The 16,207-nt window shown below is 62.5% G+C and carries 17 protein-coding genes; 2 read left to right on the top strand and 15 right to left on the bottom strand.

Annotated features, from left to right (window positions below):
- Nucleotides 1–130 precede the first annotated feature (130 nt).
- Together U862_RS0118605 and U862_RS0118600 are read left to right on the top strand one after the other, a co-directional pair.
- On the top strand, nt 131–1,081 hold the full coding sequence (locus tag U862_RS0118605; RefSeq protein ID WP_025111804.1) for a DnaJ C-terminal domain-containing protein: 951 nt from the start codon (nt 131–133) through the stop codon (nt 1,079–1,081).
- 23 nt (nt 1,082–1,104) lie between these two features.
- Nucleotides 1,105–1,410 (top strand): chaperone modulator CbpM, encoded by a 306-nt coding sequence (locus U862_RS0118600; protein WP_025111803.1) that lies wholly within the window; start codon nt 1,105–1,107, stop codon nt 1,408–1,410.
- Between the two features lie 123 nt (nt 1,411–1,533).
- Here U862_RS0118600 and U862_RS0118595 read toward each other — a convergent pair whose 3' ends face one another.
- The 15 genes from U862_RS0118595 to U862_RS0118525 all read right to left on the bottom strand — a co-directional run bounded on the left by U862_RS0118595 (nt 1,534) and on the right by U862_RS0118525 (nt 16,177).
- Nucleotides 1,534–2,661: a sensor histidine kinase KdpD gene (locus U862_RS0118595; protein WP_025111802.1), complete on the bottom strand. Its 1,128-nt coding sequence runs from the start codon at nt 2,659–2,661 to the stop codon at nt 1,534–1,536.
- Between the two features lie 157 nt (nt 2,662–2,818).
- Nucleotides 2,819–4,519 carry an urease subunit alpha gene (ureC, locus tag U862_RS0118590; protein WP_025111801.1) on the bottom strand — a complete coding sequence of 567 codons (1,701 nt, stop codon included), beginning with the start codon at nt 4,517–4,519 and terminating at the stop codon, nt 2,819–2,821.
- 158 nt (nt 4,520–4,677) lie between these two features.
- Nucleotides 4,678–4,983 carry an urease subunit beta gene (locus U862_RS0118585; RefSeq protein WP_025111800.1) on the bottom strand — a complete coding sequence of 102 codons (306 nt, stop codon included), beginning with the start codon at nt 4,981–4,983 and terminating at the stop codon, nt 4,678–4,680.
- Nucleotides 4,980–5,516, bottom strand: a complete 537-nt coding sequence (locus U862_RS0118580; protein ID WP_025111799.1) for a GNAT family N-acetyltransferase — start codon at nt 5,514–5,516, stop codon at nt 4,980–4,982. The genes U862_RS0118585 and U862_RS0118580 overlap by 4 nt, the downstream gene beginning before the upstream one ends.
- Nucleotides 5,517–5,521: 5 nt before the next feature.
- Nucleotides 5,522–6,055 carry a GNAT family N-acetyltransferase gene (locus U862_RS0118575; protein WP_025111798.1) on the bottom strand — a complete coding sequence of 178 codons (534 nt, stop codon included), beginning with the start codon at nt 6,053–6,055 and terminating at the stop codon, nt 5,522–5,524.
- 9 nt (nt 6,056–6,064) lie between these two features.
- The gene (gene ureA / locus U862_RS0118570; protein ID WP_025111797.1) at nt 6,065–6,367 is read right to left on the bottom strand and encodes an urease subunit gamma; all 303 of its coding nucleotides are present in this window, start codon (nt 6,365–6,367) and stop codon (nt 6,065–6,067) included.
- A gap of 157 nt (nt 6,368–6,524) precedes the next feature.
- Complete coding sequence (locus U862_RS0118565; RefSeq protein ID WP_025111796.1) at nt 6,525–7,364, bottom strand: urease accessory protein UreD; 840 nt, start codon at nt 7,362–7,364, stop codon at nt 6,525–6,527.
- Between the two features lie 30 nt (nt 7,365–7,394).
- Nucleotides 7,395–8,093 (bottom strand): urea ABC transporter ATP-binding subunit UrtE, encoded by a 699-nt coding sequence (urtE, locus tag U862_RS0118560; protein WP_025111795.1) that lies wholly within the window; start codon nt 8,091–8,093, stop codon nt 7,395–7,397.
- A 140-nt stretch (nt 8,094–8,233) separates the two neighbouring features.
- Entirely contained in the window at nt 8,234–9,106 is an 873-nt protein-coding gene (gene urtD / locus U862_RS0118555; protein WP_025111794.1) for an urea ABC transporter ATP-binding protein UrtD, read from the bottom strand.
- The gene (gene urtC / locus U862_RS0118550; protein ID WP_025111793.1) at nt 9,103–10,182 is read right to left on the bottom strand and encodes an urea ABC transporter permease subunit UrtC; all 1,080 of its coding nucleotides are present in this window, start codon (nt 10,180–10,182) and stop codon (nt 9,103–9,105) included. Before urtC ends, urtD begins: the two co-directional genes overlap by 4 nt.
- Nucleotides 10,182–11,684 (bottom strand): urea ABC transporter permease subunit UrtB, encoded by a 1,503-nt coding sequence (urtB, locus tag U862_RS0118545; protein WP_025111792.1) that lies wholly within the window; start codon nt 11,682–11,684, stop codon nt 10,182–10,184. The genes urtC and urtB overlap by 1 nt, the downstream gene beginning before the upstream one ends.
- A gap of 164 nt (nt 11,685–11,848) precedes the next feature.
- Nucleotides 11,849–13,114, bottom strand: coding sequence for an urea ABC transporter substrate-binding protein (gene urtA, locus U862_RS0118540; RefSeq protein WP_025111791.1), 1,266 nt, complete (start codon nt 13,112–13,114; stop codon nt 11,849–11,851).
- A gap of 323 nt (nt 13,115–13,437) precedes the next feature.
- Entirely contained in the window at nt 13,438–14,448 is a 1,011-nt protein-coding gene (locus U862_RS0118535; RefSeq protein ID WP_025111790.1) for an iron ABC transporter permease, read from the bottom strand.
- Complete coding sequence (locus U862_RS0118530; protein WP_025111789.1) at nt 14,445–15,392, bottom strand: ABC transporter substrate-binding protein; 948 nt, start codon at nt 15,390–15,392, stop codon at nt 14,445–14,447. The genes U862_RS0118535 and U862_RS0118530 overlap by 4 nt, the downstream gene beginning before the upstream one ends.
- Nucleotides 15,389–16,177: an ABC transporter ATP-binding protein gene (locus tag U862_RS0118525; protein WP_025111788.1), complete on the bottom strand. Its 789-nt coding sequence runs from the start codon at nt 16,175–16,177 to the stop codon at nt 15,389–15,391. The genes U862_RS0118530 and U862_RS0118525 overlap by 4 nt, the downstream gene beginning before the upstream one ends.
- Nucleotides 16,178–16,207 lie beyond the last annotated feature (30 nt).

Below are 16,207 nucleotides of genomic sequence, written 5' to 3'. Positions count from 1 at the left end.
ACCGCCGTCCACTGCCGATAAACTTCTGCTGCGCCACCCGGTCACAACCTTGAGATCGGTCAACCTGGCGTGCGCACATTGGCGCATGCTGGCATCGGCGCGAAATCGATAACGGATGGTGATTCCTTCGATGGACTTCAAAGACTATTACAAGATACTCGGCGTGGAGCCGACGGCAGACGACAAGGCGATCAAGGCGGCCTATCGCAAGCTGGCGCGCAAATACCACCCCGATGTCAGCAAGGAAAAAGACGCCGAGGCCAAGTTCAAGGACGCCTCGGAAGCCTATGAAGCGCTGAAAAGTGCCGACAAGCGCGCCGAGTACGACGAACTGCGTCGCTACGGCCAGCACGGTCAGCCGTTCCAGGGGCCACCGGGCTGGCAGAGCCGTGGCGGCTTTGGTGGCGGTGGCGGTGACACCGGCGACTTCTCGGACTTCTTCAGTTCGATCTTCGGCAATCGCGGCCCCGGTTTCGGTGGCGGCGAAGGTCGGCAACAACGCAGTGCAGGGCGCCGAGGGCAAGACGTGGAAATGGAACTGCCGATCTTCCTTGAGGAGACGCTGTCGGACGAGTCGAAGAAAGTCAGCTTCCAGGTGCCGCAATACAACGCCAACGGCCAGCACGTCAGCAACACCAGCAAGAGCCTGAACGTGAAGATCCCGGCGGGCGTGACCGATGGCGAGCGTATCCGCCTCAAGGGCCAGGGCGCGCCGGGCATCGGTGGCGGGGCCAATGGCGACCTGTACCTGACCATTCGCTTTGCGCCGCACCCGAAATTCGATGTCGAAGGCGACAATCTGATCATCACCCTGCCGCTGGCGCCGTGGGAACTGGCACTGGGCGCCGAAGTGGCCGTGCCGACCCTGACCGGCAAGATCAACCTCAAGGTTCCGGCCGGCAGCCAGAATGGCCAGCGCATGCGCGCCAAGGGTCATGGCTTGAAAAACAAGGCCGGTGAGCGCGGTTATCTGTTCGTGCAGCTCAAAGCCGTGATGCCGAAAGCCTCGGACGACGAGGTCAAGGCGCTGTGGCAGGAGCTGGCAAAGAAAGCCGCCTTCAATCCGCGAGAGAACTTCTAAATTCGACGACGGAGTAGCCCATCATGAGCAGCCCCCTGATCGTTCAACTGGACATGGCAGAATTTTGTGAGGCGGCCGATTTATCGGACGTCTACGTGATCGAAATCGTCGAACACGGCATCCTCGAACCTCAGGGCGCGCAGCCCCGGGAATGGCGCTTCACCGACTACGAGCTGAGTCTGGCCAAGCGCGCCGCCAAGTTGCGGCGCGAGCTGGAGCTTGAGTGGGAGGGCGTCGCTCTGGCGCTCGATCTGCTTGAGGAAGTGCATGAGTTGCGCGCGGAAAACCGCATGCTCAGGCAGCGCTTGGGGCGCTTGGTGGTTGAGTAGTCTGTCTGATGTTTATCGGTTGCTTGATCGGGCCTCTTCGCGAGCAAGCCCGCTCCCACATGTGATCGCGGTCTCCTGTGGGAGCGGGCTTGCTCGAGAAGAACGATAACGCGGTCAGCCTGCTTAAACCGTTCTGGGCAACACCACACTGAACAACGTCCCGTCAGCCGCGCTCGAGCTGACTTCGATCGTCCCGCCATGCGCGGTGACCACTTCCTTGACGATAAACAGGCCCAACCCGAGGCTGGTCGACGGCTGCCCGAGTTCTTCGTCGGCGCTGCGCACCAACGGGTCGAAAATCGTGCCAATGGCTTCTTCGGAAATCGGCGGGCCATAGTTATGCACCGACAAACACACACTGTCGCCCTCGCCGCTGAGTGTGAGGGTTACGTCGCGATTGTTCGCACCGTGCTGCAGGGCATTGCCGATCAGGTTTTGCAGGAGCTGATCGAGCCGTCCGGCATCCCAGGTACCGCGCGTGTCGCCGTTCACCTTGAGCTTCGGATCGCACTCCGGATTGCCGGCGCAGGCTTCAGCAATTGCCGCCCGTGCGGCAGCAGCCAGGTCCATCGGTGCCGGTTCGATCGGCAGGCTTTTACCCAGACGGCTGCGCACCAGCTCCAGCAGGTCGCTGACCATCACTGCCATGTGCCGCGCGCCGCGCTTGATGTGCAGGGCGCAGGCCAGGGCATCGCCCTCAAGGCTGGCTTTGCGCAGCAGCAATTCGGTGGACATGCTCACCGCCTGCAGCGGCGCGCGCAGGTCATGGCCGAGAATGGCGAGGAAGATGTCCCGCGAGCGATTGACCTGTTCGGCGTAGGCGGCGGTCGATTCGGCGAGGGCTTCGTCGATGGCTTCGTTGAAACGGATCATGTCCTGAAAGTAAGTCTTGTCCGACGATTCGAGACTCTCGACCCACAAGCGGATCACGCAGGCGCGCAGGTGACGAAATTCGCTGGTCATCTGCACCAGATCGAAACCCACGGTGTGGCGCAGCTCGCCATGACTGGCGCCGGCCTTGTCCAGGCTCGGGGTCTTTTCCGGGCCTTCGCCCTTGGCTTTGGCAGCCTGTTCGACAGGACTCTGCGGCTGGTTCATGTCGCGGGCAGCGGCCCGCAGAATGGCACTGGCGTGATCACGCAGCGCGGCTGAATCCAGATAGTCGGCGGCCGGCGTGATGGTCGCGGCAAACTGTTCCCACTCATCGACGATAGGGTCGATGTTGGCCACGATGAACTCGGAAAGACGCATGGGCAGTACCTGAAAAGAGGTGGCGCGAATCGAATAGTAGTCCCTTTGGCGGGAAATACACGATCAGATCCAACGGCGGTTTTTCACACCCATGAAAAAGGCCCCGGGTCTGTGCGCAAGGCACCGGCCCGGGGCCTTTTACCGTGTGTCGGCCGCCTCAGAACAGGAAGTAGCGCTGGGCCATCGGCAGGGTTTCAGCCGGTTCACACCACAGAAGCACACCGTCGGCCTTGACCTGATAAGTCTGCGGGTCGACATCGATGTTCGGCAGGTAGTCGTTGTGGATCAGGTCGGTTTTCTGCACGTTGCGGCAGCCTTTGACCACGCCGATTTTCTTCTTCAGGCCCAGGGACTCCGGCAGTCCGGCCTCTTGGGCTGCCTGGCTGATGAAGGTCAGGCTGGTGGCGTGCAGCGAGCCACCGTAGCTGGCGAACATCGGGCGGTAGTGCACCGGTTGTGGGGTCGGAATCGACGCGTTGGCATCGCCCATGAGGCTGGCGGCAATCGCGCCGCCCTTGAGAATCAGCGTCGGTTTCACGCCGAAAAACGCCGGACGCCACAGCACCAGGTCGGCCCATTTGCCAACTTCGATCGAGCCGACTTCATGGCTGATGCCATGGGTGATCGCCGGGTTGATGGTGTACTTGGCGATATAGCGTTTGGCGCGAAAGTTGTCGTTGCCTTCGCCGTCCTGAGGCAGTGGGCCGCGCTGCTTTTTCATCTTGTCGGCGGTCTGCCAGGTGCGTGTGATGACTTCGCCGACGCGGCCCATGGCCTGGCTGTCGGAGCTGATCATCGAGAACGCGCCGAGGTCGTGGAGAATGTCTTCGGCGGCAATCGTCTCGCGGCGGATGCGGCTTTCGGCGAATGCGACGTCTTCGGCAATGCTCGGGTCGAGGTGGTGGCAGACCATCAGCATGTCGAGGTGTTCGTCGATGGTATTGCGGGTGAACGGTCGGGTCGGGTTGGTCGAACTCGGCAATACGTTCGGGAAACCGCAGGCCTTGATGATGTCCGGCGCGTGACCACCACCCGCACCCTCGGTGTGGTAGGTGTGGATGGTGCGGCCCTTGAACGCGCCGAGGGTGGTTTCGACGAAGCCGGATTCGTTGAGGGTGTCGGTGTGGATTGCCACCTGCACGTCGTACTGGTCGGCGACGCTCAGGCAGTTGTCGATGCTCGCCGGGGTGGTGCCCCAGTCTTCGTGCAGTTTGAGGCCGATGGCGCCGGCCTTGACCTGTTCGATCAACGGCTCCGGCAGGCTGGCGTTGCCCTTGCCGGTGAGGCCGATGTTCATCGGGAACGCATCGGCGGCCTGAAGCATGCGCGCCAGGTGCCACGGGCCGGAAGTGCAGGTGGTGGCGTTGGTGCCGGTCGCCGGCCCCGTGCCGCCACCGATCATGGTGGTGACACCGCTCATCAGCGCTTCTTCGATCTGCTGCGGGCAGATGAAGTGGATGTGCGTATCGATGCCGCCGGCGGTGAGGATCATGCCTTCACCGGCAATCACTTCAGTGCTGGCGCCGATGGCGATGGTCACGTTCGGTTGCACGTCCGGATTGCCGGCCTTGCCGATCGCGGCGATGCGCCCGTCCTTGAGGCCGACGTCGGCCTTGACGATGCCCCAATGGTCGATGATCAGCGCGTTGGTGATCAACGTGTCGACCACTTCGGCTGCCAGCAACTGGCTCTGGCCCTGGCCGTCGCGGATCACTTTACCGCCGCCGAACTTCACTTCTTCGCCGTAAGTGGTGAAGTCCTTTTCGACTTCGATCCACAGTTCGGTGTCCGCCAGGCGCACCTTGTCGCCGACGGTGGGGCCGAACATGTCGGCGTAGGCTTGACGCGAGATCTTCATGTGTTCGCCTTGGAATTCAATTGGTTTTGAGATCGTTCGCTGCGCTCACTTTCGCGAGCGGGCTCGCTCCCACAGGGGATCGGATGCCCGCTGGAGGAACTCGGTTTAATGTGGGGGCGGGCTTGCTCGCGAAGGGGCCAGAGCAGACACCGCATTACTTAAAGGTCACCCATGACCCGCCCGGCAAAGCCGAACACCCGCCGATGCCCGGCGTACTCCACCAGCTCGACCTCGCGGCTCTGCCCCGGCTCGAAGCGCACGGCGGTTCCGGCCGGAATATTCAGGCGCATGCCACGGCTGGCGGCGCGATCAAAGGTCAGCGCATCGTTGGTTTCGAAGAAGTGATAGTGCGAACCGACCTGGATCGGCCGGTCGCCGCTGTTGGCGACTTTCAGGCTGATGGTGCGGCGGCCGACATTCAGTTCGATGTCGCCGGGCTGGATCTGGTACTGGCCGGGAATCATGGCCGGGCTCCTTGCAGAATCTTGTAATAGAGGGCGGTCGGTCGATAGGTGCCGTGCGGGTCGCAGGCGTAGTCGGGGATTTCGCCGGCTCGGGTGTAACCCAGGGCCTTGTAGAAATCCTCGGCGGGGGAGCCGGCCTCGGTGTCGAGGTAGAGCATGCCGCGCTTGTGCTTGGCTGCCTCGAGTTCCAGCGCACTCATCAATTGCTGGCCCAGGCCGCGCCGGCGCGCCTGTTCGCGCACCAGCAGTTTTTGCACTTCGGCGCGATTGAGGCCATTGGCCTTCTGGCACAGGCCCAGTTGCACACTGGCCTGCACCTGTTCGTCCTTGACCACCACCCAGAGCAACACGCTGCCCTTGTTCACTTGTTGCTGCACATCATCGAAATAGGCGCGGGCCTGGGCGGCATCGAGGTCGGCCATGAAACCGACGCTGGCGCCATAGCCTACGGCGTCGAGCAGCAGATCAATCAGGCCCTGACGATAGTGCGCAAAACTTTCCGCATTGACCCGTCGCAGTTGGGCGGCGTTCATCGGTGTCACTCCTTGTTGGCTGCAGGCGGCTCCGCGCCAGGGTTGAGGATCAGTTGCATGAACGTCAGGTCGAGCCAGCGGCCGAACTTGGTGCCGACCTGCGGCATCTGCCCGGTGACGCTGAAACCGGCGCGCTCATGCAGACGAATGGAAGCGGCGTTGCCACTCTCGATTGCGGCGACCATCACGTGCTTGTCGCAGGCTTTCGCCCGTTCGATCAGTGCGCTCATCAATTTCGGACCAAGGCCATTGCCGCGCTGGTCGCTGCGCACGTAGACCGAGTGCTCGACGGTATGGCGGAACCCGTCGAACGGTCGCCAGTCGCCAAACGAAGCGTAGCCGAGCACGCAGTTGGCGGTGTCGACGATCACCAGAATCGGGTAGGCCTGGGCCTGACGGGCGCTGAACCAGGCCTGGCGGTTGCCGAGGTCGACCGCCGATTCGTTCCAGATCGCGGTGGTGTTGAGTACCGCGTCGTTGTAGATGTCGCGGATCGCCGGCAGGTCGGCGTGCAGGGCATCGCGCAGGGTGTAGGTCATGGCGCGGCCTCAGACGATGGGCTGGTGGACGGTGACCAGTTTGGTGCCGTCGGGGAACGTTGCTTCGACCTGGATCTCCGGGATCATTTCCGGGATGCCTTCCATCACCTGCTCGCGGCTCAGCAGGGTAGTGCCGTAGTGCATCAGTTCGGCCACGGTCTGGCCATCCCGTGCGCCTTCAAGCAGCGCTGCAGAGATGAAGGCCATGGCTTCCGGGTAATTGAGTTTCACACCGCGCGCCAGGCGGCGCTCGGCGACGAGGCCGGCGGTGAATATCAGCAACTTGTCTTTTTCGCGTGGGGTCAGGTCCATTGTGGGTATCCATCAGGGCAGATTGAAAAGAGTCGGGACTGTTGGCACAGATCTCTGTGGGAGCGAGCCTGCTCGCAAAGGCGTCGGCCCAATCAATATTTGAGGTGACTGATACAGCGCTTTCACGAGCAGGCTCGCTCCCACATTGGAATGCATTTCAGGTGTTCCAGATTCGGGGTGGCTGGGCCTCGCGGCCGAGCAAGGCCGGGCGCAGCAGGCGCCACAGGTCGATCAGCCAAGCGCGGGCCAGCAGCGCCTCGCTCGCCAGGCAGCGGGCGACGAGCAACCCTGGCAGTTGGGTCAGATCGCCGCGCACCTCATGGCCCAGCGATCGACAACGCTCCAGCAGTTCGGCATCGATTTCTCCGGTGACCAGCAGCGTCGCAAACACCGGATTGCCATCCAGGCCGATGGGCGAGTCGAGCAGGCCGTCATTGCCGCTGATACGCTGGCGCTCGTGCCAGAGCAAGCGGCCGTCGCGGCGAATATCCAGGTGCGCCTGAAAATGCCCAAGGTCGAAACGCTCGCCACTGGCCGGGCGACCCAGCGCCACCACGTCCCAGTAGAACAGCCGCGCATCGCCCTCAAGCTCGATCGAGGTCGTGAGTTGCGCCTGGGCGGCGCTGTAGACGATGGTTTCCTGCGGCAGCCATTCGAGCGTCGCGCCAGCCGCCACTTTCAGATCGAGTTGCTGATACGCCGGCCCCGCCGCGCGATACCACTTGGCCGCGCCTGGGCTGGTGATCTGCGCCCAGGCGTGCGGTTCGACGCGGGCGCTGATGTTCAGCCGGTCACCGCCGGCGATCCCGCCCGGTGGGTGGACGATAATGTGCTGGCAGACCTCAGGGCCTTCGGCGTACAGGTGCTTTTGCACCCGCAGCGGGCCGAGGTGGCGACGTTGAACCGGGCGCGTGCAGTCGCCGAAGCGGGCGTAGGCCAGCTCCAGCTCGGCGTGCCAGCTTGGGGTAAACAGGGCAGTGGGAAGCGCTAGATTCATGGTTTGTAATTATCGTTAGGAAGCTACAGATTAAATCGTTACCAGACCTCGTACACCCTCGGCCTCCATATTTTCACCGCGACCCTGCTGCACGATCTCGCCCCGGGACATCACCAGGTACTGATCGGCCAGCTCCGCGGCGAAATCGTAGAACTGCTCCACCAGCAAAATCGCCATGTCGCCACGGGCCGCGAGTGTCTTGATTACCGCGCCGATCTCCTTGATCACCGACGGCTGAATGCCTTCGGTGGGTTCGTCGAGGATCAGCAAACGCGGGCGACTGGCCAGTGCGCGACCGATCGCCAGTTGCTGTTGCTGGCCGCCGGACAGGTCGCCACCGCGCCGCTGCTTCATTTGTAGCAGCACCGGGAACAGTTCGTAGATGAAACTTGGTACTTCTTTCGCTTCGCTGCCGGGAAACCGTGACAGGCCCATCAGCAGATTCTCTTCCACCGTCAGCCGGCCGAAGATTTCCCGGCCCTGTGGCACATAGGCGATCCCGGCGTGCACACGCTGGTGCGGCTTGAGCGTGGTGATCGCTTTGCCTTCCCAATTCACCCCACCTTCCCTGGACGGCAGCAGGCCCATCAGGCACTTGAGCAGGGTGGTCTTGCCCACGCCGTTGCGCCCGAGCAGGCAGGTGACCTCGCCGACCTTCACGTCAAAGCTCAGGCCACGCAGGATGTGGCTTCCGCCGTAGTACTGGTGCAGTTTGTCGACTTGCAGCATTCTCAAATTCTCCCTGTTGCACACAGAACCCTGTGGGAGCGAGCCTGCTCGCGAATGCGGTGTGACATTCAGCATGTTCATCGCCTGATGCACCGCTTTCGCGAGCAGGCTCGCTCCCACAGGTTTTGTATTCGCAAACCTCAGCGGCCGAGGTAGACCTCGATCACCCGCTCGTTTTCCTGCACCTGCTCAAGCGAGCCTTCGGCCAGCACGCTGCCCTGATGCAGCACCGTCACATGGTCGGCAATCGAGCCGACAAAGCCCATGTCGTGCTCCACCACCATCAGCGAATGCTTGCCGGCCAGCGACTTGAACAGCTCGGCGGTGAATTCGGTTTCGGCATCGGTCATGCCCGCCACCGGTTCGTCGAGCAACAACAGCTGCGGGTCTTGCATCAGCAGCATGCCGATCTCCAGAAACTGTTTCTGGCCGTGGGACAACAGGCCTGCCGGGCGATTGACCGATGTGGTGAGGCGAATGGTCTCCAGCACCTCGCTGATGCGCTCGCGCTGCTCGCCGCTCAGGCGTGCACGCAGACTGGCCCACACCGATTTGTCGGTTTTTTGCGCCAGTTCCAGGTTTTCAAACACGCTCAACGCTTCGAACACCGTTGGCTTCTGAAACTTGCGGCCAATGCCGGCCTGGGCGATCTGCACTTCGCTCATCTGCGTCAGGTCGAGTGTTTCACCGAACCACGCTTTGCCATGACTGGGCCGGGTCTTGCCGGTGATCACGTCCATCAGCGTGGTTTTACCCGCGCCATTGGGACCGATGATGCAGCGCAATTCGCCGACGCCGATGTACAGGTTCAGATTGTTCAGCGCCTTGAAGCCGTCGAAGCTGACGCTGATGTCTTCCAGGGTCAGGATTGTGCCGTGGCGGGTATTCAGCCCGGGGCCGACGCGCTGGCCGAGACCGAGTGCATCGCGGCTGGTGCCGGCGTCCTTGTTCGGTTCAAGCGGCGGAAAAAACGCCGGTTCCAGCATGAATTCAGCGCTCGCTGTCACTCTCATTGCTCACCTCGTTTCTTCAGCAGGCCGATCACACCTTTGGGCAGGTACAACGTCACGACGATGAACAGTGCACCGAGGAAGAACAGCCAGTATTCGGGGAAGGCCACGGTGAACCAGCTCTTCATGCCGTTGACCACGCCAGCGCCGAGCAGCGGGCCGATCAACGTCCCGCGCCCGCCGAGGGCGACCCACACGGCGGCTTCGATGGAGTTGGTCGGCGACATTTCGCTGGGGTTGATGATCCCTACCTGCGGCACGTACAACGCCCCGGCCAGACCGCACAACACTGCGCTCAGAACCCAGACGAACAACTTGAAACCGCGCGGGTCGTAGCCGCAGAACATCAGGCGGTTTTCCGCATCGCGCAGCGCGGTCAGCACCCGGCCGAACTTGCTCTGCGCCAGACGCCAGCCGATGAACAGGCTCGCCACCAGCAGCAACACCGTGGCCAGAAACAGCACCGCGCGGGTGCCCGGCTCGGTGATGCCGAACCCCAGAATCGTGCGGAAATTGGTGAAGCCGTTGTTGCCGCCGAACCCGGTCTCGTTGCGGAAAAACAGGAGCATGCCGGCGAAGGTCAGGGCCTGGGTCATGATCGAGAAATACACGCCCTTGATCCGCGAGCGGAAGGCGAAGAAGCCGAACACCAACGCGAGTAGCCCCGGCGCCAATACCACCAGACACATCGACCAGATGAAACTGCTGGTGCCGCTCCAGTACCACGGCAATTCGCTCCACGACAGAAACGTCATGAACGCCGGCAGGCCGTCGCCAGCCGCCTGACGCATCAGGTACATGCCCATCGCATAGCCGCCGAGGGCGAAGAACAAGCCGTGGCCCAACGACAGCAACCCGGCGTAACCCCAGACCAGATCGAGCGCCAGGGCGACGATGGCGTAACAGAGGATTTTGCCGACCAGCGTCAGGGTGTACGCCGAGACGTGCAGCGCGCTGTCCGGCGCCAACAATGACAGCAGCGGCAGGGCGATCAGCAGTGCGAGGATCAGCGCCCCGACTGCGATCGTGACTTTCGGCCCGGCCTTCTGTGTGGCGGTGACTAATAGAGGCTGGTTCATCAGTCGATCACCCGTCCTTTCAGTGCGAAGAGGCCTTGCGGACGTTTCTGGATAAACAGAATGATCAACGCGAGGATCAGGATTTTGCCCAGTACCGCACCGATCTGCGGCTCAAGAATCTTGTTCGCGATGCCCAGACCGAACGCCGCGAGCACGCTGCCGGCCAGTTGCCCGACACCGCCCAGCACCACCACCAGGAATGAATCGATGATGTAGCTCTGGCCGAGGTCCGGGCCGACGTTGCCGATCTGGCTCAGCGCCACGCCACCGAGGCCGGCGATGCCCGAGCCGAGGCCGAAGGCGAGCATGTCGACGCGTCCGGTGGGCACGCCGCAGCAGGCGGCCATGTTGCGGTTCTGCGTGACCGCACGCACGTTGAGGCCCAGGCGGGTCTTGTTCAGCAGCAGCCAGGTCAGCACCACCACGAACAAGGCGAAGGCGATGATCACGATGCGGTTGTACGGCAGCACCAGATTCGGCAGCACTTGAATGCCGCCGGACAGCCAGGCCGGATTTGCCACTTCAACGTTCTGCGCACCGAACAGCAGGCGCACCAACTGGATCAGCATCAGGCTGATGCCCCAGGTGGCGAGCAAGGTTTCCAGAGGCCGGCCGTAGAGGTGACGAATCACCGAGCGCTCCAGCGCCATGCCGATTGCCGCCGTGACCAGGAACGCCACCGGCAGCGCGATCAACGGATAAAACTCGATGGCTTGCGGGGCGTAGCGCTGGAACATCAACTGCACCACGTAGGTCGAGTAGGCACCGAGCATCAACATCTCGCCGTGAGCCATGTTGATCACGCCCAGCAGACCGAAGGTGATCGCCAGCCCGAGTGCCGCGAGCAGCAGAATCGAACCGAGGGACATGCCGCTGAACGCCTGGCCCAACACTTCACCGATCAGCAGTTTGCGCTTGACCTGAGCGAGGCTGGTTTCGGCGGCGGTGCGCACGCCGGTATCGCTTTCGACGCCGGGTTCGAGCAAGCCTTCGAGGCGAGTGCGGGCCAGTGGGTCGCCGGTTTCACCGAGCAGGCGCACGGCGGCCAGACGCACCGCCGAGTCGGCATCCACCAGTTGCAGGTTGGCCAGGGCCAGGCTCAGGGCGGCGTGGACGCTTTCGTCTTTTTCGCCAGCCAGTTGCTGGTCGAGGAATTTCAGCTGCGCGGGTTTGGCGCTTTTCTGCAATTGCTGCGCAGCGCTCAGACGGGTTTTGGCGTCGGCGGCGAGCAATTGGTGGCTGGCCAGTGCGGTGTCGATCAGACCCCGCAGGCGATTGTTCAGGCGCAGGGTTTTGGCTTGGCCGTCGATGGTCAATTCGCCTTGTTGCAGGGCGTTGATCAGCGCGATGCGGGCCGGATCGGGTTGCGCAGCCCAGGCTTCCAGCAGTTTCGCTTGCTGCACGGGGTTGGCGGCGACGAAGTCTTCGGCTTCGCCGGCAAAGGCGGTCATCGGCAACAACAGTGCGATGGCAAGAATGAAACGGTAAAGGGTAGTCGGCATAAAGAGTCGCCTTGCGCGGACTATGGGTGGGAGCGGGCTCGCTCGTGAAAGCGGACTCACGTTCAACACGTCAGTCGTCTGACACACCGCTTTCGCGAGCAAGCCCGCTCCCACAGGGGGACTGTGCCGGCCTCACGCCAAGCGCAAGGCTGACACCCAATGACTCAGTTGCTCTTCACCGCATAATCGGGCTTCTTGTCGTTGCCATCGATAAACGGACTCCACGGTTGCGCGCGGATCGGGCCTTCGGTCTGCCACACCACGTTGAACTGACCGTCGCCCTGGATCTCGCCGATCATCACCGGCTTGTGCAGGTGGTGGTTGGTCTTGTCCATGGTCAGGGTGTAGCCCGACGGCGCGGCGAAGGTCTGGCCGGCGAGCGCTTCGCGGACCTTGTCGACGTCGGTGGACTTGGCTTTTTCGACCGCCTGCGCCCACATGTGGATGCCGACGTAAGTAGCTTCCATCGGGTCGTTGGTCACGGCTTTGTCGGCGCCCGGCAGGTTGTGTTTTTTCGCGTAGGCCTTCCAGTCAGCAACGAACTTCTTGTTCACCGGGTTCTCGACCGACTCGAAGTAGTTCCACGCCGCGAGGTTGCCCACCAGCGGTTTGGTGTCGATGCCGCGCAGTTCTTCTTCGCCTACCGAGAACGCCACTACCGGAACATCGGTTGCCTTCAGGCCCTGGTTGGCCAGCTCTTTGTAGAACGGCACGTTGGAGTCGCCGTTGACCGTGGAGATGACCGCAGTCTTGCCGCCAGCGGAGAATTTCTTGATGTTGGCGACGATGGTTTGGTAGTCGCTGTGACCGAACGGGGTGTAGACCTCTTCGATGTCCTTGTCGGCCACGCCTTTGGAGTGCAGGAACGAGCGCAGGATCTTGTTGGTGGTGCGCGGGTAGACGTAGTCGGTGCCGAGCAGGAAGAAGCGCTTGGCGCTGCCGCCTTCCTCGCTCATCAGGTATTCAACCGCCGGGATCGCTTGCTGGTTCGGTGCGGCGCCGGTGTAGAACACGTTCGGCGACATTTCTTCGCCTTCGTATTGCACCGGGTAGAACAGCAGGCCGTTAAGTTCTTCGAACACCGGCAGTACCGATTTGCGTGACACCGAGGTCCAGCAGCCGAACACGACCGCGACCTTGTCCTGGGTCAGCAACTGCCGGCCCTTTTCCGCGAACAACGGCCAGTTCGACGCCGGGTCGACCACCACCGGTTCGAGCATCTTGCCGTTCACCCCGCCCTTGGCGTTGATCTCGTCGATGGTCATCAGCGCCATGTCTTTGAGCGACGTTTCGGAGATCGCCATGGTGCCGGACAACGAATGCAGAATCCCGACCTTGATGGTCTCGGCAGCCTGGACAGTCCAGGTCATGCCCATCGCGGCAATGCTTGCCGTGAGTGTGAAAGCCTTGATCAAACTGCGACGCTTCATTGTGCGATCTCCATGAACGTTTAATTTTTCTGGTTGGCAGATGCGGACGACTGAAGGTGTGTTTTGCAAGGGCTGTGCCCGGTCGGGATCGGGCAGGAAAATGTCGGTTTAGAGCGGTTGCGTGTTGGTGGGGTGCACCATGAAGGAACGAGCCGCGTGTGACGGTGCGCTCGAATGCGCCAGATTAGGGCGCAGGTTTCACGAACGACGCCGTCCACTGTGGGAGCGAGCCTGCTCGCGAATACGGTGTGTCATTCAGCAATGCTGTTGACTGACACTCCACATTCGCGAGCAGGCTCGCTCCCACGTTGTTCTGTGTTGGATTAGCGGCGGCGCATGAGGCCGATGAAGAAGACGCCGCCGATGGCCGCGGTGGCGACGCCGATGGGCAGGTCTTCCGGCGCGATCAGGGTCCGGGCGGCGACATCGACCCAGACCAGAAACAGGCTGCCGAGCAACACACAGGCCGGCAGCAGGCGGCGATGTTCGGCGCCGACCAGACGCCGGGCAATGTGCGGCACCATCAGCCCGACAAAACCGATCGAGCCGCTGATCGACACCAGCACACCGGTCATCAGCGAGGCGATCACAAACACCCGCAAACGCACCGACCGGGCGTTCAGGCCGAGGGTCACGGCGGTCTGCTCGCCGGCCATCAGTGCGTTCAGCGGTCGGGCCATGCCCAACAGCAAACCGAGACCGAGCAGCACGCTCAGGGCCGGCACCGCCAGCAATTCCCAGCGCGCCAGGCCAAGACCGCCGAGCATCCAGAACATCACCGCCGAGCTGGCGCGGTGGTCGCCCATGAACAGCAGCAGGTTGGCGATCGCCATCATCACGAACGACACCGCCACACCGCACAGCAGCAACCGGTCGCTGTCGAGCCGGCCTTGACGATTGGCAATGCCCAGCACCAGAAACATGCTCAGCAATGCACCGATGAACGCAGCAATCGGCAAGGTCAGCAGGCCGACGATTTCACCGATGTGCAACACCACGATCACGGCGCCCAACGTTGCGCCGGAGGTGACGCCGAGCAGGTGCGGATCTGCCAGTGGATTGCGCGTCACCGCTTGCAGCACCGCGCCGATCAACGCCAGACCGGCACCCACCAGCGCCCCAAGCAACATTCTCGGCACACGGATCAGCCAGACGATGTGTTCCTGTCCGGCGCTCCAGCTCTCGTCGCCGAGACCGAAGGCCTTGTGCAGCAGAATCCGCCACACCACCTCCACCGGCACCCGGGCGGGACCGAAGCCAAGCGAGACCACGCACGACACCAGCAACACGGCGCCGAGGGCGATCAGCAACAGGGCGTAGCGACGGTCGATCATTCGCCGTGGAACCCCTTGGCCAGGGTTTCCACCGCCAGCACGTTATCGATCCCCGGCGTGGCCTGCACGTAAGGGATGACGATGAAGCGCTGGTTCTTGATCGCGTCCACCGACTGCAGCGCCGGGTTCTTCAGCAGGAATTCGATCTTCTGCTCGGCGGTGATTTCGCTGTAGTCGACGATCACGATCACCTGCGGATTGCGTTCGACCACGGTCTCCCAGTTGACCCGGGTCCAGCTCGCCTCGACGTCATCGAGAATGTTGCGCCCGCCTGCGGCATCGATCAGCGCCTGCGGCATGCCCAGTCGGCCGGAGGTCATGGCGCGGTCTTCGCCGCTGTCGTAGAGGAACACGCGCGGCTGGCTGGCGGGCAGGTCTTTGCGGATCTCGGCGACCTGCTGCTGCATGTCGGCGATCAGGGCGTTGGCGCGATCCTGCACGTCGAAGATTTTGCCGAGGTTGCGCAGGTCGTTGTAGGTGTCCTCCAGTGTCGCCGCCGGGCGCTTCATCACGAAGGCGCAGGATTCGGTCAGCTCATAGACGTTGATGCCCAGCGGTTGCAGGGTCTGCGGAGTGAGATCGCCCCCGACACGCATGCCGTAATCCCAGCCGGCGAAGAAAAAATCGACGTTGGCGTTGAGCAGGGTTTCCACCGACGGGTACTTCGCGGCCAGCTCCGGCAAACCGTCGAGCAGCGACTGCATCTCGGGCGTCACCGACTTCCAGCCACTGACACCGCTGTACCCGGCCATGCGCGATTTGAGGCCGAGCGCGAGCATCATCTGGGTCATGTTGATGTCGTGGCTGACCGCATGCCCTGGCGCTTGCTTGAAGGTCACTTCGCGGTTGCAGCTGTGAACGGTCAGCGGGTACTTCGTGGCCTCGGCCAGGGCTTGAGCACTGCACAACAAAAGAGCGACGCAAAGCAGGGAACGCACAGTCATGGTCGGGTTATCCAGGTGATTCGCGGGTAGCCGTGGAGGGGATGGGAATCGATCAGCGCTTCGACGCCGAACACCTCGCGCAGCAGTTCGACGGTGAGGACTTCTTGCGGCGTGCCGCTGGCGACGATGCGCCCGTGATTGATCACGTACAGACGGTCACAGAAGGCGGCGGCCAGGTTCAGGTCGTGGATGCTGGCGAGTGTGCCGATCTGCAGGCGCTTGACCAGTTGCAGCAGTTCGAGCTGATAGCGCGGGTCGAGGTGGTTGGTCGGCTCGTCGAGGATCAGCAGTTGCGGCTGCTGGGTCAGGGCGCGGGCGAGGATCACGCGCTGTTTTTCACCACCGGAAAGCGTGGCGAAAGCGTGGTCTTCGAAGCCGTCGAGGCCGACCGATTTGAGCGCCTGAGTCGCAAGATTCCGGTCTTCCAGCGTATCGCCATCGAACAGGCCTTTGTGCGGTGTGCGGCCCATGGCGACGACCTCCTCGACGGTCAGGCCGAAGGCATCGGGGAATTCCTGCAGGACCACGGCGATGCGTTGTGCACACCAGCGCGAGGACTGTTTCCACACATTGTGGTGATCGAGTCTGACCTCACCGTTTTCCGGCTGGCTGAAGCGATAGGCGCAGCGCAACAGGCTGGTCTTGCCGCTGCCGTTGGGGCCGATCAAACCGACAAACTCACCGGCAGCCACCTGCAACGAGGCGTCACGCAGCTGGAACTGGTGATGGCAGTGGCCGTGGCCCAGAGGTGTCCAGGCGAGGTTGGTGAGGGTCAGTGAGGTCATGCGTCTACTCTGAAATATTCGGTGTTGCTG

Origin of the sequence: Pseudomonas sp. H1h, assembly GCF_000633255.1 — a bacterium.
Taxonomy (GTDB): Bacteria; Pseudomonadota; Gammaproteobacteria; order Pseudomonadales; family Pseudomonadaceae; genus Aquipseudomonas.
This window is presented reverse-complemented; position numbering and strand designations above follow the sequence as displayed.